Raw genomic sequence first — 21,100 nt, forward strand, 5'->3', positions numbered from 1 at the left:
CCTCTTCCCGATATAAAAAAGCGCGCCATTTGGCGCGCTTTTTGTTTCTGTGTGCTGACGACAGCAACCGGATAACAAGGCTCAGTCTCAGGAATTGCGACCGATAAAGAGGTCGGTCACGTGGCAGCTGCTTCTGGCTTCCAACGCATCGAGCATATAGGCCGCCGCGTCTTCCGGGGTCATGAAGCCGCTCGGGTCCACGTGATCCGAGTTTTCCCAGAATTCGCTGCGGATCCCGCTCGGGTAGAGGCTCACCAGCCGCAGCGGCGAGCCTTTCAGCTCGGCGCGCAAGGATTCGAGAAAGCCGCGCATCCCCCATTTGGAGGCGCAGTAGAGGCTCTCGTTGGCCTTGCCCACCTGAGCGGCGGAGGAGAGCACATTGGCCAGCACTCCGCCCTTGTCGCCGACAAGCCGTACCGTCTGCTGGGCCACCAGAATGGTGGAGATAAGGTTGCTCTCCACCACCCGGCGGATCTGCTCGGCGGTGTAGACACCGACCGGGCCAAACTCGCCCACCCCAGCGCAGTGGATCACCATGTCGGGCAGGCCACCCCACTCCACCGCAGCGGCGAAGGCGACGTCGACCTCTTCATGGTGCGCCAGATCGGCAGCGATGCCGATCACCGCGCTGCCGAGCAGTTGTTCCTGCTCCTGCAGTCGCTGATAACGGCGCCCCATCATGGAGACCTGATGGCCCCGCTCAACCAGTCCGATGGTCAGCGCCCGGCCGAGACCGGAACCGGCACCTGTCACTATGATGTGGCCCATTATCGCTCCTCGTCGTCAGTCGACGGTCAGATTAGAAAGTGAATTCGCCGCCCATGAACCAGCCATCGACAGACTGGTCGATATTGGCGAAGTCGACTTTGGCTTCACGCCAGCCGGCACGCAGCTTGATCGGCATGGAGGAGAACTTGTAGGAACCGCCCAGACGGTAGTCATAGTTGTCCGCATCGTGAGTGCGCAGATCGCCGAAGAAGGCGATGCCGGTGCCCGGGATCTTCACTTCGCTGCCGGCATAGGCCATCAGGGTATCTTCGTCATAACCCTTGCGACCGGAGTAGACCTGCTCGCCATCGTAGTGACGGCCGGTCATACCCAGATCGATCTTGAACAGATCGTTGTTGAACAGACGGTAGTAGAGGCTCAGATCGTAGGCAGTCAGATCGTTCTTGAAGTTGCCGCCGGAGGTGCTGAAATCGGAGACTTCAAACTTGGCGTTCGGCAGGAAGATGATGCCGTGTTCCAGCTGCAGATAGCCGTTCCAGTTGTAGCTGTCGTCATAGCTGCCATCAGCACTGGTGCCATAAGCCTGACCACTGCCCTTGGCGGCCCATACGTCGGCACCGGCGGCAAAACGCCAGTCGTCAGCGGCCATGGCACTCTGGCTGCACAGAGCCAGCACAAAACCGGCAATCAGCGTCTTTTTCATTACGTCACTTCCTCTTGCATACATGGAAAAGAGCACTATTTTACTCGGTGCAGCCAAAATACCCAGCGTCAATCCTGAACAAACGACGACAAATGTCAGTGCTTCATATGCTTCATCTCTGCCATCGGCTCAATCGGCTTCACCGGCAGTGACAGCTCCAGCTTCTGACCATCGTCCATGGTGAGGGTGAGCGGGAAAGGGGTCTGCTCGGAGAGCGTGCCCACCTCGAACAGCATGATGTGCAGGCTGCCCGGTTTCAGCACCGCTTCGCCCTTGGCCGGGATCTCGATATTCTCGACCTGACGCATCTTCATCACACCATTTTCGTGCAGATGAGTGTGCAGCTCGGCACGCCCCGCCGCAGCAGAAGCCGCCGCCACCAGCTTGACCGGCTGGTCGGCGTCATTCTTGAGCACCATAAAGGCGGCAGTGTTGGGGGAGCCCGGCGGCAACAGGCGCACATAGCCGTCGACAGCCTCGACCTTGGCCAGTGCAGGCGCCGTCATACCCAGAACCAGCAGAGAATAAAACGCACGTTTAAACATGGTTGAAATCCTTTTATGATGTTGTTAAACGGCGCCAAGGTTACCCCAGCAGCAACCTTTTTTGCACCTTTCAATAACAAGGATTTAGACATGGCCCCCATTCTCATTGCCGAGCAGCAGGATGGCTTGCTCACCCTGACCCTCAACCGCCCCGACAAGCGCAACGCTCTCAATACCGAGCTCTATAAGCAACTGGTGGCAGTGCTGCGAGAGGCGGCAGCCGATGAGGAGGTGCATGTCCTGCTGTTGCAGGGGCAGCAAGATTGCTTTACCGCGGGCAATGATCTGGCCGACTTTATGGGCAAGAGCTCGCTGGAGCCCGACGACCCCATACTGCAGTTCCTCCACACCCTGGCCGATTTCCCCAAACCCGTGATCGCTGCCGTTGCAGGCCCGGCTGTGGGGATTGGCACCACCATTCTGCTGCACTGCGATCTGGTCTATCTGGCGGATAACGCCCGCTTGCAGCTTCCCTTTGTCGAGCTGGGGCTGGTGCCGGAGTTCGCCTCCAGCCTGCTGCTGCCGCGTCTGGTGGGGCACCTCAAGGCGGCCGAGCTGTTGCTGCTGGCCGAGGCGATGGATGCCGAAGAGGCGCTGCGATTAGGGCTGGCCAACAAGGTGGTGGCGGCCGATGGATTGCTCTCCTTTGCCCGCGAGCAGGGGCTGAAGCTGGCGGCCAAACCGCCCAGAGCGCTGCAAAAGAGCAAGGCGCTGCTGAAACAGGAGCTCAAACAGGCGGTGCACTTTGTCATCGATCTGGAAGCGCGCGCCTTCGCCCAGGCACTGCAAGGGGAAGAGGCGCAGCAGCGCATCGCCCAGAAACTCAAACGGCGGGGCTGAGCCGCGCCCACATCCGTTCAGTTGAGGCGAAAACGGCCGATCAGCTCGCAGCCCTGCACCTTGTCCTGCAGCTGGATCAGCCGGGCAATTTCCGGATTGGGGTGGCGCTTGAGAAAGGCGAGCAGGGCACCACGACAGCAACCCAGCTCGCTGATCAGCGCCTCGCACTCCCGGTTGGGGCATTGTGGCACCAGCGCCGTCACCAGCTCGGAGGCGAGTTTCAGGTAGCGCAGCTCGTAAGTCGGCTCATCCATCGCCCGCCAGAAGTCGGCCAGCCGGTGACAGGTGGCGACTCGCATGGTGGCCAGCTCGGTCAACTCGACCTGGGTCATCTCGTAAACATCCCCCAGCGCCTGCTGATAAAAGCAGATCGCCGCCCCCAGCGAACCGGCCTGCCAGGCACGCTCCGCCTCCAGCATGTATCGTTGCCAACTTTGCGGTGTCATTTAGCTCTCCCGAGTCCGTCATGGTGGGAGTGTTATCATGGCTAATTGAGAATAAATATCAACCAGAGGGTTAGTGCAGGATCTCTGCGCAACCTTGGCAAACCCGGCGCCCGACCTTATGATCGCGCCCTTCCCTCTTCTTTGGAGCACACCACAATGCGACCTCGCCTCCCGCAGATGCTGGGCTGCTCCCTGCTCTGCGTGCCCCGCATGCTGGTCTGGATCTATTAGCTGCGCTCAAGCGAACGCAACCCATCCGATCCATTCAGCAAAGGAGTACCAGCATGAACACCTGCCAACACTGGTCGCAGGTCGAATACCTGCACCTGACGGTGACCAACCCCAATATCTGCCTCAAAGGGCAGAACAGCTACTACTCTGGTGCCTGGGATGGCCCCTTCGAAGAGGTGGCAGTGCGCTACCTCCATGGCGATCCCTTCAGCCGCAGCCCGGAAACCGGCTGGGAGCCGCTCTGGCATATCGACCGTCTCCATATCGGCGACTATGTGCAGATTGCCGCCGGGGTAAAGATCATCATGGGTGGCAACCACACCCACAACACGGCCTTCATCAGCACCTATCCGTTCGCCGATCTGGCGGCGCTCCAGCGCAGCTACCGCCCCGCAGGCGATACCCGCATCGGTAACGATGTCTGGATCGGCATGGAGGCGATGATCATGCCCGGCGTCACCATCGGCGACGGTGCCATCATCGCCGCCCGCTCGCTGGTCAATCAGGATGTGCCGCCCTATGCCATGGTGGCGGGCACCCCGGCCAGGGTGGTGCGAATGCGCTTTGGCGAGGAGGAGATTGCCCGGCTACAGGCCCTCGCCTGGTGGGATTGGCCGGATCAACAGGTCAACGATCTGCTACCGCTGATCCAGCAAGGCGAAGTCGCCCTGCTTGAGCAGGCGGCTGCCCGCTGGGCGGAGCGCCATGAGTGACCACCGCTAACCAGTAGCTGACAGCAGAAGGGCGACCCTGGGGTCGCCCTCTTTTATCTCCGGCATGCTCTGGATGCCGTCATCGCACATCCACTCATTGCGCGCTTTTGGACTGGTTGAGGCTGCACTGCTTGCCGGGATAACCGGGTAGATCCTTGGCATCGCTGCCGCAGGCGAGCCGTTTGGCCTGTTGCAGGCGGGCCGCCAGATTGGCGCTGTCCACCGGCATCCACTGCATCTGCTTGCCGAGCCAGCTGGCCCAGGCAAACTCGACGAAATAGACCTGTTTATCCTTGCGAAAGTAACCCGCGTTCTGCAGCAGTCCGGCGAGGGTGCGATAGGGGTAATCAGGCAGCTTGTCGATGCTGGTCGGCAACTGCTCCGGGGTCAGCGGCTGCCCCTTCTCATCCTTGAGCCAGGCCCAGTGGTTGTTCTGCATCTGGCTCCAGAAGTTAGCCTTGTCCTGCAGGCGGCCAATCACCTTGACCCGGGCATCCTTGACGCCCTGCTGCCACAACGCCTTGGTGAGATGGTGCCTGTCCACCAGCCAGTAACTGCCATCCGGCGCAATCACCACGGGGATCTCTTTCTTTTTCATCAACTTGTCGAGCTGCTTTGCGCTCATGCCAGCCAATGTGGCCTGGGTCTCATCGACCTGGATCTGGCCGACGCCCCCCTGAGTCGGGTGCAAGGCATCGATGCCGATCTCGCACCAGTTGCCCACCGCCGTGTCGCTCTGGCACGGGGCCAACGCCCAGGCACCCTGGCTCAACACACAGGCCAGCACTAACCATGCTTTCATCGTTTGACACTCCTCACCACATTGAACTGCACAGACGCCGGGAACGCTCTTCTACCCCGATTGGGAGTGAGAGTCGAATGCTGGCGGTCAGACCAGCAAACGGGATATCATGATTTCCCATCTGTCGGCGATATTTTCTCGCCGAGTTTTCTCCCCGCTTCACACTATTTGAAGGATCCGACCCATGAAAGGATGGACCCCCTTGCTGGCCCTGCTGGGCTGTGCTGCTGTCCAGGCTGCCGATATTCCCGCCGGAACACAACTCGCCGCCGAGCAGATTGTCGTTCGCCACCTCAAGGATGAACCTGCCAGCCTGAGCCCGCTCAAGCTGGTCGGCCTGCCAGAGTTGCAGGTACTGCGGGATCTGTTCGAGGGGCTGTTGACCCAGGGGCCGGATGGCAAACCGGTTGCCGGGGTGGCGGCCAGCTGGGAGAACAAGGGCAACCAGTTCTTTACCTTCCATCTGCGCCCGGATGCGCGCTGGTCCAACGGCGATCCGGTCAAGGCCGGCGACTTCGTCTACAGCTGGCGCAAGCTGGTCGACCCGAAAGAGGCGGCCACCTTCGCCTGGTTTGCCCAGCTGGCCCGTTTCGACAAGGTGGACGAGATAGTCGCTGGCAAATTGCCTGCCAGCGAGCTGGGGGTCAAGGCCCTCGATGACCACACCCTGCAGGTGACCCTCTCCCAGCCGGTGCCCTACTTCCTGAACCTGCTAAGCCACCCCAGCCTGTCGCCGCTCCATCAGGCCAGCATCAAGCAGTACGGCAACCAGTGGACCCAACCCGGCAAACTGGTGGGCAACGGTGCCTTTGTGCTGAATAACCGGGTAGTCAACGAGAAGCTGGAGCTGACCCCCAACCCTTATTACTGGGATCGGGCCCATACCGTATTGACCAAGGTGATCTTCATGCCTATCAATCAGGAGAGCGCGGCCACCAACCGCTATCTGGCGGGCGATCTGCATATCACCGAATCCTTCCCCAAGGAGCAGTACGACAAGCTGAAGCAGCAGATCCCGAATGAGGTCTACACCCCGGATCAGCTCGGCACCTACTACTACGCCTTCAATACCCGTCAGGCGCCACTGAACGATGTGCGGGTGCGCAAAGCGCTCTCCTACACCATCGACCGCGCCCTGATCGCCGACAAGGTGCTCGGCACTGGCGAGAAACCGGCTTATCACTTCACTCCGGATGTAACCGCCAGCTTTACCCCGGCCGCCAACTTGCTCTCCACCAGCAGCCAGCCGGCGCTGGACAGCAAGGCCAAGGCCCTGCTCAAGGAGGCCGGTTACGGCCCGGACAAGCCGCTCAAGCTGACCCTGCTCTACAACACCGCGGAAATTCACAAGAAGATGGCACTGGCGATTGCCAGCATGTGGAAGCAGAAGCTGGGCGCCGAGGTCGAGCTGACCAATCAGGAGTGGAAAACCTATCTCGACAGCCGCCAAAGCGGGCAGTTCGAGGTGATCCGCTCCTCCTGGGTCGCCGATTACAACGACCCGTCAGCGTTCCTCGGCCTGTGGGGCTCTCGTCACAGTGGCAATATGGCTGGCTTTGCCAATGCCCGTTATGACCAGCTGCTGGCAGAGGCGGCCAGCACCCAGGATGCCGCCAGCCGCAGCAAGCTGTTTGGCGAGGCAGAGGCGATCCTGCTGGATCAAGCCCCCATCGCCCCCATCTACCAGTACACCAATGCCCGACTCATCAAGCCATGGCTCAAAGGCTACCCCATCAACAACCCGGAAGATGTGGCCTACAGCCGCCAGCTCTACCTCGTCAAACACTGACACCGGCCACAACGATGCGAGGCCCCGCGGGGCCTCGCTATTGATACTGTTCACATCCCGATTTCCAGCCTAAAATGCTGCCCCTTCTGTTCAATTAATCTTCAATACCCAGTCAGACATGCGTTATTTGATACTGCTCTCATTGTTGTGGACCCTGCCTGCGCAGGCCAGTAGCGAATCCCAATGCCAGCAAGAGTTTGTCGGCTGGATGCTGCACCAGCAGCAACAGTTCAGCGATCGCAAGTCTGACAAGATGGAGCGGCGCCGGGCCGAACGGGCCATTGAGTTGGCTCGTCAGGAGTACGACAAGCAGACCAGCTTTTGCAAGACAATGGAGCTGGTGCGCAGCTACAAAGATAGCGATCCGCGCTTTAAACCGAGAAGCGGCGAAGTCCACGATTTCACACCGGCCAGCTGACCCTCACTTCATCAATTCATTGTGTTGATTAATTGACCAAAGCCAAGTTCGGGGCACTGAAGAGCCTTAGAATGATTAACTGAGAACGACAATAAAAAATATAGTTATCAGTTATTTGGCTTTTTCAGGAACGACACATGACCAAACTCCATCAGGAGGGGGAGATACACTTCCCCGACAACATCGCACTCATCTCGACCACGGATCCCGCCAGTCATATTACCTATGCCAACCAGCACTTCTGTGATGTGGCCGGGTATGGTGCGACCGAAATGGAAGGAGTACCCCACAATCTGGTGCGACACCCCGACATGCCCAAGGCGGCCTTCGCCGACATGTGGCAGCGGCTGCGGCAGGGCAAAAGCTGGATGGGGCTGGTCAAGAACCGCGCCAAAAGCGGTCAGTTCTATTGGGTAAACGCTTACGTCACCCCGATCCTCAATGCGCAGAAGGAGATCGTCGAGTTCCAGTCGGTGCGCACCAAACCCGCCGCCAGCGATGTGGCCTGGGCCGAGCAGCTCTATGGCCTGCTGCGCAGCGGCAAGGCGCTTCCCTGGCTGAGCCGGTTTCACATTGAACCGGGTCAGCTGACCCTCTGGCTCTCCGTTTCTGCCTTGCTCACTACCCTTGCTACCTTTGCCACCGGCAACCTGTTATGGCTGCTGCCCACCGCTCTGTTGCTGTTGGCACAGGCAATCCACGGCTGGCGACTGCAGCAACGGCTGGCTCATCTGCTCACCCTTGCCGATCAAGACAAGGGAACCCGCCTCTGTCAGGTGCTCTACACCCGACGGCGCGACACTCTGGCGGCCGTCGAACTGGCCCTGCGGATGAAGCAGGCCGAGCTCAAGGCCGTGGTCGGGCGCAGCGCCGACACCAACCAGCAGATCCTGCAGGCAGCCGAAGATGACCAGGGCAATATCCAGACCATCGATACCCACCTGCAGCAGCAGCGCGCCCACAGCGAGCAGCTGGCGACCGCCATCACCGAGTTGAGCCACTCCATTCGGGATGTGGCCCACAGTGCCCATGAGGCGAGCAATCTGGTTATAGAGGTACAGCAGGTCTCCGACGAGGGGCTGCAAGCATTGGCGACCACCCGTTCTGCCGTCAACCAACTCCATCAGGAGCTGGATGCCAACCACGCCGTGCTGGCCCAGCTCACCAGCGACAGCCAAAAGATCAGCGGTATTCTGGAGGTGATCAGTCAAATCGCCGACCAGACCAACCTGCTCGCCCTCAATGCGGCCATCGAGGCCGCCCGGGCGGGCGAACAGGGGCGCGGTTTTGCCGTGGTGGCGGATGAAGTGAGGGCGCTGGCCCAGAAGACCCGTGCCTCAACCAGCGAGATCCACGAGATGATCCAGGCGCTGCAACAGACTACACGACAACTGTCGGACGGGATGACGCAAGGGGCGCAGACTTCGGTGCGCTGCCAGCAGCACGCGGGCACCACCGCCGACGTGCTCACCCAGATCAACCGGATGCTGGGGCAGGTAACCCGCACCAGCGACGAGATCGCCCAGGCGGTGAGTCAGCAGGCCGACGTCACGGCGACGCTCGATGAAGGGATACACCAGATCCACCAGCTGGCCAGCCACACCGCCGACAACAGCAGGCAGGCCCTCGATGGCATCACCCTGCTGGTAGAGCGGCTGCAGGATCTCTCGCGGCTGATCAACCAGTTCAGATATTGAAGCGACAGCGATCAAAAAAGCGCGTCAACTGACGCGCTTTTGGGTTGCTCTTGCCTTGGCACAACCGGCTTATTCGGCCGTCTCGCTGGCGGCAAACTCCGGCACCTTGGCCATGGCATCCAGCACCACCTGAATACCCGCCCCCGGTTTGCAGGCGTTCTCACTCAGGTGACGGCGCCAGGCGCGAGCCCCCTGCATGTTCTGGAACAGCCCCAGCATGTGGCGAGTCATGTGGGAGAGGTAGTTGCCCTTGGCCAGCTCCTGCTCGATATAGGGCAGCATCATCCGCACCACCTCATGGCGGCTAGGCACGGCGTTATTCTGGCCGAACACCAGATTATCCACCTGCGCAAGAATGTAGGGGTTCTGATAGGCTTCACGCCCCATCATGACGCCATCGACGTGTTGCAGGTGCTCCAGAGTCTGCTCCATGGAGGTGACGCCGCCGTTGAGAGCTATGGTGAGCTCCGGGTAATCCTGCTTGACCCGATAGACGCGGGGATAATCGAGGGGCGGGATCTCGCGGTTCTCCTTGGGGCTCAGGCCACTCAGCCACGCCTTGCGGGCATGGACGATAAAGGTGTCGCAACCGGCATCGCGCACCTGTTCGATAAAGGCCTGCAGAAATTCGTAGGAGTCCTGATCGTCGATACCGATACGGGTCTTCACCGTCACCGGAATATCGACCACATCGCGCATCGCCTTGACGCAGTCAGCCACCAGCGCCGGTTCACCCATCAGGCAGGCACCAAAGCGACCGTTCTGCACCCGATCGGAGGGGCAACCGACGTTGATGTTCACCTCGTCATAGCCGCGCTCCTCAGCCAGCTTGGCACAGCGCGCCAAATCGGCGGGATTGCTGCCACCCAGCTGCAGGGAGATGGGGTGCTCCTGCTCGCTGTAACCCAGATAATCCCCCTTGCCATGGATGATGGCACCGGTGGTCACCATTTCGGTATAGAGCAAGGTCTGGCTGCTCATCAGTCGATGAAAGTAACGGCAATGCCGATCAGTCCAGTCCAGCATGGGGGCGATGGAAAAACGCTGCGCCTGCATAAAAATCATCCGGGTTGGCTAAAGAAAGGGGCGGATTTTATCACAACGTGAAGCAGCCCCAGAAAATGAATTTTGTCGCCGCGCCATGCGAGGCCCTGTGATAGTATCCGGCTAATAGAAAGGGTATCTGCGCGATCATGAATCAAGACCAACTTTTACAACGAGCCGAGCGACTCTGTATACAGCGAGGGATCCGCTTCACCCCGACCCGACGTCAGGTATTTCGCCTGCTGGCGGCACACGGCAACGCCATCAGCGCCTATGATTTGTTGGCCCAGCTGCAACAAACCGAAGCCAATGCCAAGCCGCCAACCGTCTATCGGGCACTCGATTTTTTGCTCGAACAGGGCTTTGCTCACAAGGTGGAATCTCTCAACGCGTTTATCTTCTGCTGCCACTTCGATCACGCTCACCCGATGCAGTTGCTGATCTGCGACGAGTGCGGGGATGTGGTCGAGCTTCACGATACGGCGATCGATAGCGCGTTTTCCGAGCAGGCCCACTTGCATGGTTTTACTATTACCAATAAGACGATAGAGGCACATGGCCAATGTGCCCGTTGTACGCCCACTGTAGGAAGTCATCATGAAGGCTGATTTTGTAAATCCGTTCCTGCTATCCCTGCTCAATGTGCTCTCGACCATGGCACAGCTGGAACTCAAACCGGGCAAACCGAAACGCAAGATGGATGAGCTGGCGCGCGGCGACGTCTCCGGCCTGATCGGCATGGTCGGCCCGCAGACCCGTGGCTCCCTCTCCATCAGCTTCGAGAAGGGGTTGGCGCTGGAGATCATGCGCCGCATGCTGGGGGAAGCTCCCGCCTCCATCAACGAAGAGGTGACCGACATGGTCGGTGAAATCACCAACATGGTGACCGGCGGTGCAAAGCGGATGCTGGGCGAGAAGGGCTACGAGTTTGACATGGCGACCCCCATCATCGTCTCCGGCCCCAACCACACCATTACCCACCGTGCCGATGGCACCAAGATCATGATGCCGTTCGAATCGGATTTCGGTCGCGCCACTATCGAAATCTGCTTCGAGTAACCCTATGTGGAAAGCATTGAAATGGATTTTCATCTGCTGGGCCCTGCTGTTGATCCTGTCGGACATTCAGATCAGCACCTCCCTCTACAAGTACGAAGATAACCGGGTGCTCATCAACTTCCCGCGCTGGGAAGCCAAGCAGCCCTGGGGCACCTTCGAGTGGCATGCCGGACGGGTAGAAACCCACTGGTATGGTCTGGAGGGAAAACCCAAGCCGAAAGGCCCGCAAATCTGATCCGGTAACGGATCCGGCAGAAACAGAAGAGGCCAGCAGCTGCTGGCCTCTTTGCTATCTCGTTGTTCCAGAATCAAGCCGCTTCGGCAGCCAGCTTACCGCTTGGTCGCATCAAGATGCCGACGATGCAGGCCAACAGAGTCGGCAGCAGCCAGGCAAGTCCCTTGTCGAACAGCGGCAGGAAGGCAAAGCCGTCCATCGCCATACCGGCAGCGCCCAGCCCATCGGGGCAACCAAACAGAAAGGCGACCGTCAGCACACCGCGAAACACCAGCCGTGGCTGGGCAAACCATCCCTTGAGGAAGGTCACCAGCACCAGCGCGATGGCAACCGGATAGATAGCCACCAGCACCGGAATGGAGAGGCCGATCAATTCGCTCAACCCCACATTGGCCACCAGTGCACAGAGCGCCCCCAGCAGCATCACCCAGTTGCGATAGGCCCAACCTGTCAGGCCATGGAAGTAGTCGGCACCAGCACAGAGCAGGCCGACCGCACTGGTAAAACAGGCCAGGGTAATGATGGCAGCCAGAATAAACTGACCCGGTTGACCAAACAGACTCAGGACGTAGGCATTGACGATGGCCCCACCATTGCTGATATCGCTCGCCACCCCACCGGCACTGTTGCCCAGCTGAAAGAGCGAGACATACACCGCCGACAACCCGACCGCCGAGATCAAACCTGCAATGGTGAGGTATTTGAACTGGCTGCGATAATCCTCGATCCCCTTCTGGCGCAACAACCCGATGATCAGGGCACCAAACATCAGGGAGGCCAGGGTATCCATGGTGTTGTACCCCTCCAGCATTCCTTTGGTAAGAGCCGCATCTATGTACTCACCGCTGGCATCAGGCATGGTGCCCTGCGGCGTCATAAAGACCCCGACCGCCAGAATAAGCAGCATCGCCATCAGGGCTGGGGTCAGATACTTGCCGACCGCATCAAGCAGCTTGCCCCGATCAAGCGCCACCAGGATCACCAGCGCAAAGAAACTCAGGGTGTAGATCAGCAGCCCCGCATGACCGGCATCGCCAAGCCAGGGCTTGAGGCCCATCTCGTAGGCGACCAGACCGGTGCGGGGAATGGCAAAGGCGGGTCCCATGATGATATAGATGGCGATGGCCAGCGCCGTCGCCGCCCCGGCGGGCAGATAGCGGGTCATTCCGGTCCAGCCACTCGCGCCGCCCCCCGAACTCCCCTTGGCCACCGCAATCAGGGTGATCAGCGGCAAACCCACCGCCGTCAGCAAAAAGCCACACATGGCGGCCAGCAGATGCTCACCAGCCATAAAACCGGCCAGCGGCGGAAAAATGATATTGCCAGCCCCCAGATAGAAGGCAAACGTCATAAACCCCAATCCGAATACGTCGGACAACTTCAATGATTTCGTCAAACTCAACCTCATCTGCCTTATCAGCTTGTTATTGATTGCACCCACTGCCTGGCAGATAACCGGTAACAATACCTCTCGCCCCCACACGGCCCGCGGACCGGTGAGGCGCACCACCTTTAGCATAAAGAAGAGGAGTTCGATCTCAATCACCAATTAATATCTTGAAACAATTTACTGCTGCGGAATTAATCGCCGAACAACTCGGCGCTCCATAAACAGGTGTCACACGTGGCGTATGGGAGGCAAGAAGAGGGAAACGGGTTATAGCGGCAAGATACGGCTGCTCAGATGCTATCTGCGTACGGTGACAATTACGGCAGCAAAGCGAGGTGAAATGCGAGGCTCACAGAAGACAAAAGAGCCTGCACAGGGCAGGCTCTTGGCAATATCAGATCGGGTGTGATCAGGCAGCTTCGGCAGCCATCTCGGTCGGACGCACCATCACGCCAACTACGCAGGCCAGCAGGGTCGGCATCAGCCAAGCGAGGCCCTTGTCGAACAGCGGCAGGAAGGCAAACGCATCCATCTTCATACCGGCAGCACCCAGACCATCCAGGCAACCGAACAGGAAGGCAACCATCAACACGCCACGGAACACCAGACGGGAACGGCCGAAGTAACCCTTCAGGAAGGTGACCAGCACCAGCGCCACGGCAACCGGATAGATGGCAACCAGCACCGGAATGGAGAGGCTGATCAAGTGGCTCAGGCCCACGTTGGCTACCACGGCACAGATAACGCCCAGCAGCACCACCAGCTTCTTGTAAGCCATGCCGGTCAGATTGTGGAAGAAATCGGAACAGGCAGAGATCAGGCCCACGGCAGTGGTGAAGCAAGCCAGAGTGATGATGGCCGCCAGAATGAACTGACCCGGCTGACCAAACAGGCTCAGTACGTAGGCGTTGACGATGGCGCCACCGTTGCTGACATCGGTCGCCACACCGGCCGCAGTGTTGCCCAGCTGGAACAGGGATACGTACACCACGCTCAGACCAACGGCAGAGATGAGGCCGGCAATGGCCAGATACTTGAACTGGCTCTTGTAATCGTTGATGCCTTTCTGGCGCAGCAGATCGACGATCAGGGCGCCAAACATCAGGGACGCCAAGGTGTCCATGGTGTTGTAGCCTTCCAGGATCCCTTTCACGAAGGGGCTGTTCTGATAGTCACCGGACGCATCAGGCATGGAGCCTTGCGGTGCTACGAATACACCGATCGCCAGAGTCAGCAGCAGCAGCATCAGTACCGGAGTCAGGTATTTGCCGATGGCGTCCATCAGCTTGCCCTGGTTCATGGAGACCAGAATGGCCACACCAAAGAAGATCACGGTATAGGCCGCCAGACCCGCTTGCCCCATATCACCGATGAACGGCTTGAGGCCCATCTCGTAGGCAACCAGACCGGTACGGGGCGCGGCAAAGGCCGGGCCGATGATGATGTAGATGGCAACGGCCAGCGCAGTCGCGACACCGGCAGGCAGCAGTTTGGTCATGCCAGCCCAGCCGTTACCGGCTTTCGCCACGGCCAGAATGGTCACCAGAGGCAGGCCCACGGCAGTGACCAGGAAGCCAAACATCGCCAGGGAGAGGTGCTCACCAGCCATGTAACCGGCCAACGGCGGGAAAATGATGTTACCGGCGCCCAAGTAGAAGGCGAAGGTCATAAACCCTAATCCGAGTACATCGGACAATGTGAGTGATTTCGTCAAGTTCAACCTCGTCTGTCTTGTAAATTATTGCTTGTTATAGTTTTTATCGGTCGCTGACCGGGTGTGTTCAGGGGGTATAAAAAAAGAGCCCCGCATGTTTTTTCATCGCAACCAGTGGTTTTAGCTGGTCTGGAGCGGGCGCTCGATCTGGAACCAGCATAATGGCGTGAAAAAATAGTTCAAGACGAAATTTACATCTTCAAATAGAAGGGGTTGGTCAGTTGGATATATCTGTCGGAATAGGCCCCATCAGCAGAATGGATCACAATTTCACCCCTCTCACACCTGTTTAATCCTCTGCCAAGTAGCAATAAAACACGATTTGCCTCTTTACCCTCTCTGGTGATAACAGCTGTATAACAAATGCCATGCAGATCATAATTCGCCGAAATGCATAAAATTTCATCGGCCATCGCCGTCGGCAGCACCAGCGCTACCCGCCCCTTCGGGCTCAGCAAACGATTGCAGGCCGCCAGTAATGCGTGGCTGTCGAGGGCGCCGGTATGGCGGGCCAACGCCCTCGCCGGATCGCTAAATGACTGGCCTGCCACGAAATAGGGAGGGTTGGAGACGATAAGATCGTAAGGGGCAGCCTGATAATCCTGAATGGCACTCTCTATGACGGTTACCCGATCGGCCCAGGGAGAAGCCGCCGCATTCTCCCGCGCCTGGCTGGCCGCATTAATATCCAGCTCGACCGCATCAAGACGACAGTCAGATCTGCTGCGCTGGGCCAGCATTAGGGCGATCAGGCCGCTGCCGGTGCCGATATCGAGCACTCGACGCGCCTGTTCGACCGGCGCCCAGGCACCGAGCAAAATGCCATCGGTACCCACCTTCATGGCGCAGCGATCGTGATTGATATGGAACTGTTTGAAGGTAAATCCGCGACTACGTCCCATCTGGCCCCCGTCATCTGCAAAAATGGTGGGCGATTATAGCGGCTAAGACACACTCACCAATAGGAGCCGACGAGATAATCGCCTATAATCTGCCGTTTCCTTAATGACCGAGTATTGCCATGAGCCAGTCCTTTGATGATTTCGACCTGCACCCAGCCCTCAACCGGGCCTTGGCCGAGATGGGATTCACCCGCCCCACCACCATCCAGCAGATGGTGCTGGAGCCAGCCCTGGACGGCCGCGATATTCTGGCATCCGCTCCGACCGGTACCGGCAAGACCGCCTCCTTCCTGCTGCCGGCACTCCAGCACCTGCTGGACTTCCCGCGCCGCAAACCAGGCCCCTGCCGCATGCTGATCCTGACCCCGACCCGCGAGCTGGCGCTGCAGGTGACCGCCCACGCCAAGGCGCTGGCGGCACACACCAACCTCAGTATCGAGACCATCATCGGCGGCGTCAGCCATGAAGAGCAGCTGCCTGCCCTAACCAAGACCACCGACATCGTGGTGGCCACCCCGGGCCGTCTGCTCGAGTACATCGAGAAAGAGGAGTTCGAGAGCCACGACATCGAAGTGCTGGTGCTGGATGAAGCGGACCGCATGCTGGACATGGGCTTTATCAAGGATGTGAACCGCATCGTGGAAGAGGCGCGCTACCGCAAGCACACCATGCTCTTCTCCGCCACCCTGGAAGGGGCCGGTCTTGAGAAGTTCGCCAACGAGATCCTCAAGGATCCGGTGGAGCTGCACGCCGAGCCGCCCCGCAGCGAGCGTCGCCCCATCACCCAGTGGATCCATCTGGCCGATGACGCCGCCCACAAGCTGGCGCTGCTGACCCATATCCTGAAAGATCCGGAAACCCAGAAAGCCATTATCTTCGTCAAGACTCGCGAGCGTCTGGCGGAGCTCTCCGGCCAGCTGCAGGCGGCAGGTATCTCCTGCGCCTGGATCCGTGGCGAGATGGAGCAGAGCAAGCGTATCGAGTCGATCCGCAAGTTCCACGAAGGGGAAGTACCCTTCCTGATCGCCACCGACGTCGCCGCCCGCGGCATCGACCTGCCGAACGTCAGCCACGTCATCAACTACGACATGCCCTACGGCGCTGATGTTTACGTCCACCGGATTGGCCGTACCGGCCGCGCTGGCAACCGTGGCTGTGCCATCAGCCTGGTGGAGGCCCACGACATGGCGATGGTCGCCAAGATCGAGCGCTACACCGAAGAGCGCCTCAAGCGCCGGGTGATCGACGAGCTGCGCCCGAAACACAAGGAAGCGCGGGTACCGGTGAAGAAGAAAAAGCCGGTCGACAAGAAGAAGTCCGCCAAGAAGAAAAAGAAGAAGTGATCGCCTGGCGATAAAGAGAAGGGCCATCCCGCGGGATGGCCCTTCTGCATTCTGAATCACTCTGACGAGTGGTTATGCCGCCACTCTGCGCATTCCCATATGGGGGATATCATCTTCGAGATAGCCTTCCCCTTCCGCCACAAAACCATGTTGGCCGTAGAAGCCCTGCAGATGAGCCTGAGCACCAAGCCAGATACTGTGAGTCGGCCAGCGCGCCTCACACGCCTTGACCGCCTCGCCGATCAGCTGGTGACCGAGACCACCGCCGCGCGCCTTGGGTGAGGTCACTACCCGACCGATGGCGGCACCGCTCTCGTCGCCGATGCCGGGCGCCATGATCCGCGCATAGGCGGCCAGCAGCTCGCCCTGATAGCCGAGCAGGTGCCAGACCCCTTCGCGGCGATCGAGCCCGTCCAGATCCTGAAAGGGGCAGGTCTGCTCCACCACGAACACCTCGGCCCGCAGCGCCAGCAACTCATACAACTCGTCAGTGGTCAGTTCAGACCAGTGTTTCAGGCTCCAGTTCATCGGCAACTCCTTATCAGTTCGGCCTGCCAGCATAATCGTGGCGCCAGCGCCCTGCATTAACCTTTGTTAAGTTCTTTCAGCCGTTTGCGAATGCGGCTCAGACTGACTGGCTGGCGTAATGCCGAGACGGGCTCTATGAAAGGTCTGAAATCTGGTGGCAACACAGCCCCTCATGGCGCCTCGGCGACACTATTCCTTGTTCAGCGCTCTCAACCGCTTGCGAATGCGGCTCAGGCTGATGGGAGTAATGCCGAGATAGGCGGCGATCTGGTGATCCGGCACTCTGGCATCGAGTGCGGGAAAGCTGTCGAGAAAGTGCTGATAACGCGCCTGCGGGCTGCCGGTCAGCAGCAACTGCTCCTTCTCCTCCTTGATGCGCAGCTGCACCTCCAGCAGATGCTGATACCAGCGCGGCCAACCGGGCAGCTGGCGCAAGTCGGCCAGACTGAACAGCTGCAGACGACAGGGCTCCAGCGCCTCCACGCTGTAGCGGGCAGGCTCGCCACTGAGCAGGTGGTGAAAGTCGAGAAACTCGTCCCCCTCCCAATAGAACTCCTTGATGTACTCGCGGCCATCCTCCAGCACCAGCTTGGCCCGCAGCAGCCCCTGCTCCACCCTGACCAGCAGATCCGGGCTGTCACCGGCGTGCCAGAGGCAGCTTTTCGGGCTGAGGGTCAGCGGGCGGGCAAAAGAGAGGAGGCGCGCGGCCTCCTCTTTATCTGCGACCTGCGCCCAATCGAAGGGGGGTCTGTCAGTCAGCATGATTAACCGCGACGCTGACGCACGGCTTCAAACAGGCAGACGCCGGTCGCCACCGAAACGTTGAGGCTGGATACCGCCCCCGCCATCGGGATACTCACCAGCTCGTCGCAATGTTCGCGGGTCAGACGGCGCATGCCTTTACCTTCAGCCCCCATCACCAGCGCCATCGGGCCGGTCAGTTTGGCCTGATAAAGGTCGTGATCGGCCTCGCCAGCGGTACCGACAATCCAGACGCCGCGCTCCTGCAATTCGCGCAGGGTGCGGGCCAGGTTGGTGACCTGAATGAGCGGCACCACTTCGGCCGCGCCACAGGCAACCTTGCGCACGATTGGGGTGAGACCCGTGGCCTTGTCCCGCGGCACGATGACCGCATGAGCCCCGGCAGCATCGGCGCTGCGCAGGCAGGCACCGAGGTTGTGCGGGTCAGTCACGCCATCCAGCACCAGCAGGAAGGGCTGGCTCTGTTGTGCCGCCAGTTCGTCCAGCAGGCTGGCCAGATCGTGCTCGGCCAGCTTCGGCGCCTCTTTCACCCGGGCCATGATGCCCTGGTGATTGTTGCCTTCCGCTTTATCGTCGAGTGTCTTGCGGTTCACGCTCTGCACCTTGAGGCCGAGGGATTCCAGCTCGGCGAGCAGGGGTTGCAGCCGGTCGTCATCCCGCCCCTTGAGGGCCCACACTTCGATGAAGCGCTCGGGAGTGCGCTCCAGCAGCGCGGATACAGCGTGAATGCCGTAGATCAGTTCAGTACTCATTTAGTGCTCTTGGCCTTATCGCGAGCCTTTTTGCTCGGTCGTCTGTTGCTCGGTTTGGCGCGGCCACCCTTGTCGGATTTGCCGTGATCCTTGCCCTCTTTACGTTTTTCGTGGCGCTGGGCGCTCTTGGCCTTCTCTTTCTTGATCTCGGCCTGCTTGCGCGCCATCTCTTTGGCGTTCTTGCCGGTGGCCTTGAGCGGCTCTTCCACCATCACGAAGTCGATCTTGCGATCGTCCAGGTTCACGCCCATCACCTTGACCCGCACCTTGTCGCCCAGACGGTAGCGACGGCGGAAGTTCTCGCCAATCAGCTGCATGTGCAGGGGATCAAACTGGTAGTAGTCGTTGGTGAGGGTGCTGACGTGCACCAGACCATCGATATGGATCTCCGCTAGACGGACGAAGAAGCCAAAGCCGGTAACGCTGGCGATAACGCCGTCAAACTCGTCACCTACGTGATCCAGCATGTACTCGCACTTGAGCCAGTCGGCCACGTCGCGGGTCGCATCGTCGGCACGGCGCTCGGTCATGGAGCAGTGCTCTCCCATCGGGTCCACTTCTTCCAGCTGGTAGTGATAACCACCGCTCGGGGTCCACTTGTGGCGCAGGTTGCCCTGTTGCTCCTTGGCGGTCTGATACTTGATCGCTCGGTGCAGGATCAGGTCGGGATAGCGACGGATCGGCGAAGTGAAGTGCGCATAGGACTTCAACGCCAGACCGAAGTGACCGATGTTGTCAGCCTGATAGATGGCCTGACGCATGGAGCGCAGCAGCATGGTGGAGAGCAGCTCCGCATCCGGGCGCCCTTCAAACTTGGCAGCCAGCTCGGCAAAGTCTTTCGGCTCGGGCTCGAGGCCGCCTTTGAGCTCCAGACCCAGTTCGGCCAGGAAATCGCGGAAACCGGTCAGACGCTCTTCGCCCGGACGGTCGTGGACACGGAACAGGGCAAAGGCTTCGTTCTTCTCGATATAACGGGCCGCGGCGACGTTCGCCTGGATCATGCACTCTTCGATGATCTTGTGGGCATCGTTGCGCACCAGTGGCACGATGCGGTCGATCTTGCGCTGGGCGTTGAAGATAAAGCGGGTCTCCTCGCTCTCGAACTCCACCGCGCCGCGCTGGTGACGGGCATGCTTGAGCGCCTTGTAGAGGTTGTTCAGCTCTTCGATGTGGCCCACCAGCGGATCATACTGCTGACGCAGCTTGGGATCCCCGTCGAGGATCGCCGCCACCTTGGTGTAGGTCAGACGGGCGTGAGAGTTCATTACCGCTTCGTAGAACTTGTAGCCGGACATGCGGCCAGCGGCGGAGATGGTCATCTCGCACACCATGCAGAGACGGTCAACTTGCGGGTTCAGGGAACACAAGCCGTTGGAGAGCACCTCAGGCAGCATGGGCACCACGAACTCGGGGAAGTAGACGGAGTTGCCGCGCTGATACGCTTCGGCATCCAGCGCCGTGCCGGGCTTCACGTAAGCGGAGACGTCAGCAATGGCAACCCACAGGCGCCAGCCACCACCACGCTTGGCTTCACAGAAGACGGCGTCATCGAAGTCACGGGCATCTTCCCCGTCGATGGTCACCAGCGGCAGGGCGCGCAGGTCGATGCGGCCCTCTTTGGCCTTCTCCGGCACCTGCTCGCCGAGACCGGCAACCTCTTTGATCACCTCTTCCGGCCAGGTGTGCGGGATACCGTGGGTACGCAGGGCAATTTCGATCTCCATGCCCGGCGCCATGTTCTCGCCCAGCACTTCCAGTACTGTGCCGACGGCATTGATGCGGGAGGTGGCGCGCTGATTGATCCGCACAACCACGACCTGGCTCTGACGAGCCCCTTTGTTTTCCCCTTCCGGGATGATGATGTCCTGGCCGATACGGCTGTCATCCGGCACCACGAAACCAACACCATTCTCGACGAAGTAACGGCCGACAATGTCTGCCTCACGGGACTTGAGCAGGCGCACCAGACGCGCTTCCTGACGACCCTTGCGGTCGATCTCGGTCGGCTGCACCAGCACGTAATCGCCATGCATCAGGCGTTGCATCTCTCGGTTGTTCAGATACAGATCCGGACCACCACCTTCCGGACGCAGAAAACCGAAGCCATCCTTGTGGCCGATTACATAACCTTTGACCAGATTCAGGCGATCCGGCAGGGCATAACATTGGTTGCGAGTGAATACCAGTTGTCCATCACGCTCCATGGCGCGCAGACGACGACGCAAGGCTTCCAACGGCTCTTCATCTTTCAGCTTGAGGACCTTGGCCAACTCTTCACGGGACATGGGCTTTTCATGGCCCTTGATGAGTTCCAGGATCAACTCGCGACTGGCGATGGGGTTATCGTATTTTTCGGCCTCGCGTTCGAGGAAAGGATCTTTTTGAGACATAAGCAGGCCTTAGGGTAGGTGGTAACGGTGCCATTATATCGGAGGGGGGGGCGAATGGCATCCATCGG

The 21,100-nt window shown here is 59.7% G+C and carries 22 protein-coding genes; 9 read left to right on the forward strand and 13 right to left on the reverse strand.

The window, feature by feature from the left end; translation table 11 throughout:
• Positions 1 to 87: 87 nt before the first annotated feature.
• The 3 genes from I6L34_RS07570 to I6L34_RS07580 all read right to left on the reverse strand — a co-directional run bounded on the left by I6L34_RS07570 (position 88) and on the right by I6L34_RS07580 (position 1,977).
• Positions 88 to 768 carry an SDR family oxidoreductase gene (locus tag I6L34_RS07570; protein ID WP_216956392.1) on the reverse strand — a complete coding sequence of 227 codons (681 nt, stop codon included), beginning with the start codon at positions 766 to 768 and terminating at the stop codon, positions 88 to 90.
• Positions 769 to 799: 31 nt separating this feature from the next.
• Positions 800 to 1,432, reverse strand: a complete 633-nt coding sequence (locus tag I6L34_RS07575; protein ID WP_005335781.1) for a TIGR04219 family outer membrane beta-barrel protein — start codon at positions 1,430 to 1,432, stop codon at positions 800 to 802.
• A gap of 95 nt (positions 1,433 to 1,527) precedes the next feature.
• On the reverse strand, positions 1,528 to 1,977 hold the full coding sequence (locus tag I6L34_RS07580) for a copper chaperone PCu(A)C (RefSeq protein ID WP_058059691.1): 450 nt from the start codon (positions 1,975 to 1,977) through the stop codon (positions 1,528 to 1,530).
• Between the two features lie 90 nt (positions 1,978 to 2,067).
• Here I6L34_RS07580 and I6L34_RS07585 point away from each other — a divergent pair, with 90 nt between their 5' ends.
• The gene (locus I6L34_RS07585; RefSeq protein ID WP_075116000.1) at positions 2,068 to 2,817 is read left to right on the forward strand and encodes an enoyl-CoA hydratase-related protein; all 750 of its coding nucleotides are present in this window, start codon (positions 2,068 to 2,070) and stop codon (positions 2,815 to 2,817) included.
• A 17-nt stretch (positions 2,818 to 2,834) separates the two neighbouring features.
• Here the strand turns inward: I6L34_RS07585 and I6L34_RS07590 are convergent, their stop codons facing one another.
• The gene (locus I6L34_RS07590) at positions 2,835 to 3,263 is read right to left on the reverse strand and encodes a DUF2753 family protein (protein ID WP_005335785.1); all 429 of its coding nucleotides are present in this window, start codon (positions 3,261 to 3,263) and stop codon (positions 2,835 to 2,837) included.
• A 284-nt stretch (positions 3,264 to 3,547) separates the two neighbouring features.
• Here I6L34_RS07590 and I6L34_RS07595 point away from each other — a divergent pair, with 284 nt between their 5' ends.
• Positions 3,548 to 4,207 (forward strand): CatB-related O-acetyltransferase, encoded by a 660-nt coding sequence (locus I6L34_RS07595; protein ID WP_216956395.1) that lies wholly within the window; start codon positions 3,548 to 3,550, stop codon positions 4,205 to 4,207.
• A 94-nt stretch (positions 4,208 to 4,301) separates the two neighbouring features.
• Here the strand turns inward: I6L34_RS07595 and I6L34_RS07600 are convergent, their stop codons facing one another.
• Positions 4,302 to 5,009: a ParB-like protein gene (locus I6L34_RS07600; protein WP_139461962.1), complete on the reverse strand. Its 708-nt coding sequence runs from the start codon at positions 5,007 to 5,009 to the stop codon at positions 4,302 to 4,304.
• Positions 5,010 to 5,193: 184 nt separating this feature from the next.
• On the opposite strand from I6L34_RS07600, the gene I6L34_RS07605 reads away from it, so the two are divergent.
• From I6L34_RS07605 to I6L34_RS07615, 3 genes are all read left to right on the forward strand, one after another.
• Positions 5,194 to 6,798 carry an ABC transporter substrate-binding protein gene (locus I6L34_RS07605; RefSeq protein WP_216956398.1) on the forward strand — a complete coding sequence of 535 codons (1,605 nt, stop codon included), beginning with the start codon at positions 5,194 to 5,196 and terminating at the stop codon, positions 6,796 to 6,798.
• Positions 6,799 to 6,916: 118 nt separating this feature from the next.
• The gene (locus I6L34_RS07610; RefSeq protein ID WP_216956401.1) at positions 6,917 to 7,216 is read left to right on the forward strand and encodes a hypothetical protein; all 300 of its coding nucleotides are present in this window, start codon (positions 6,917 to 6,919) and stop codon (positions 7,214 to 7,216) included.
• A gap of 137 nt (positions 7,217 to 7,353) precedes the next feature.
• Positions 7,354 to 8,913, forward strand: coding sequence for a PAS domain-containing methyl-accepting chemotaxis protein (locus tag I6L34_RS07615; protein WP_216956404.1), 1,560 nt, complete (start codon positions 7,354 to 7,356; stop codon positions 8,911 to 8,913).
• Between the two features lie 69 nt (positions 8,914 to 8,982).
• Here I6L34_RS07615 and dusA read toward each other — a convergent pair whose 3' ends face one another.
• The gene (gene dusA, locus I6L34_RS07620) at positions 8,983 to 9,969 is read right to left on the reverse strand and encodes a tRNA dihydrouridine(20/20a) synthase DusA (protein ID WP_058056460.1); all 987 of its coding nucleotides are present in this window, start codon (positions 9,967 to 9,969) and stop codon (positions 8,983 to 8,985) included.
• A gap of 137 nt (positions 9,970 to 10,106) precedes the next feature.
• Here dusA and zur point away from each other — a divergent pair, with 137 nt between their 5' ends.
• Genes zur through I6L34_RS07635 form a run of 3 tightly spaced genes read left to right on the forward strand, consistent with a single transcriptional unit; the run spans position 10,107 to position 11,251 of the window.
• The gene (gene zur, locus I6L34_RS07625; protein ID WP_005335805.1) at positions 10,107 to 10,565 is read left to right on the forward strand and encodes a zinc uptake transcriptional repressor Zur; all 459 of its coding nucleotides are present in this window, start codon (positions 10,107 to 10,109) and stop codon (positions 10,563 to 10,565) included.
• Positions 10,555 to 11,016, forward strand: coding sequence for a chemotaxis protein CheX (locus I6L34_RS07630; protein WP_005343179.1), 462 nt, complete (start codon positions 10,555 to 10,557; stop codon positions 11,014 to 11,016). The genes zur and I6L34_RS07630 overlap by 11 nt, the downstream gene beginning before the upstream one ends.
• A 4-nt stretch (positions 11,017 to 11,020) precedes the next feature.
• Entirely contained in the window at positions 11,021 to 11,251 is a 231-nt protein-coding gene (locus I6L34_RS07635; protein ID WP_005335809.1) for a hypothetical protein, read from the forward strand.
• 73 nt (positions 11,252 to 11,324) lie between these two features.
• Here the strand turns inward: I6L34_RS07635 and brnQ (I6L34_RS07640) are convergent, their stop codons facing one another.
• The 3 genes from brnQ (I6L34_RS07640) to I6L34_RS07650 form a co-directional block, all read right to left on the reverse strand.
• Positions 11,325 to 12,602 (reverse strand): branched-chain amino acid transport system II carrier protein, encoded by a 1,278-nt coding sequence (brnQ, locus tag I6L34_RS07640; protein ID WP_058056461.1) that lies wholly within the window; start codon positions 12,600 to 12,602, stop codon positions 11,325 to 11,327.
• A 448-nt stretch (positions 12,603 to 13,050) separates the two neighbouring features.
• A complete protein-coding gene (gene brnQ / locus I6L34_RS07645) occupies positions 13,051 to 14,310 on the reverse strand; it encodes a branched-chain amino acid transport system II carrier protein (RefSeq protein ID WP_254202964.1) in 1,260 nt (419 codons plus the stop codon).
• Between the two features lie 236 nt (positions 14,311 to 14,546).
• Positions 14,547 to 15,257: a tRNA1(Val) (adenine(37)-N6)-methyltransferase gene (locus tag I6L34_RS07650; RefSeq protein WP_216956410.1), complete on the reverse strand. Its 711-nt coding sequence runs from the start codon at positions 15,255 to 15,257 to the stop codon at positions 14,547 to 14,549.
• A gap of 119 nt (positions 15,258 to 15,376) precedes the next feature.
• Between I6L34_RS07650 and srmB the strand changes: the two genes are divergently transcribed.
• Positions 15,377 to 16,600 carry an ATP-dependent RNA helicase SrmB gene (srmB, locus tag I6L34_RS07655; RefSeq protein ID WP_005335816.1) on the forward strand — a complete coding sequence of 408 codons (1,224 nt, stop codon included), beginning with the start codon at positions 15,377 to 15,379 and terminating at the stop codon, positions 16,598 to 16,600.
• A 72-nt stretch (positions 16,601 to 16,672) separates the two neighbouring features.
• Here srmB and I6L34_RS07660 read toward each other — a convergent pair whose 3' ends face one another.
• The 4 genes from I6L34_RS07660 to rnr form a co-directional block, all read right to left on the reverse strand.
• Complete coding sequence (locus I6L34_RS07660; protein WP_058056464.1) at positions 16,673 to 17,128, reverse strand: GNAT family N-acetyltransferase; 456 nt, start codon at positions 17,126 to 17,128, stop codon at positions 16,673 to 16,675.
• Positions 17,129 to 17,317: 189 nt separating this feature from the next.
• The gene (locus I6L34_RS07665) at positions 17,318 to 17,890 is read right to left on the reverse strand and encodes a Crp/Fnr family transcriptional regulator (protein WP_058056465.1); all 573 of its coding nucleotides are present in this window, start codon (positions 17,888 to 17,890) and stop codon (positions 17,318 to 17,320) included.
• 2 nt (positions 17,891 to 17,892) lie between these two features.
• Complete coding sequence (gene rlmB, locus I6L34_RS07670) at positions 17,893 to 18,642, reverse strand: 23S rRNA (guanosine(2251)-2'-O)-methyltransferase RlmB (RefSeq protein WP_042052449.1); 750 nt, start codon at positions 18,640 to 18,642, stop codon at positions 17,893 to 17,895.
• Entirely contained in the window at positions 18,639 to 21,032 is a 2,394-nt protein-coding gene (gene rnr / locus I6L34_RS07675; protein WP_075115992.1) for a ribonuclease R, read from the reverse strand. The genes rlmB and rnr overlap by 4 nt, the downstream gene beginning before the upstream one ends.
• Positions 21,033 to 21,100: the final 68 nt, after the last annotated feature.

It is taken from the genome of Aeromonas sp. FDAARGOS 1404 (assembly GCF_019047085.1).
In the GTDB taxonomy this organism is placed as follows: domain Bacteria; phylum Pseudomonadota; class Gammaproteobacteria; order Enterobacterales; family Aeromonadaceae; genus Aeromonas; species Aeromonas veronii.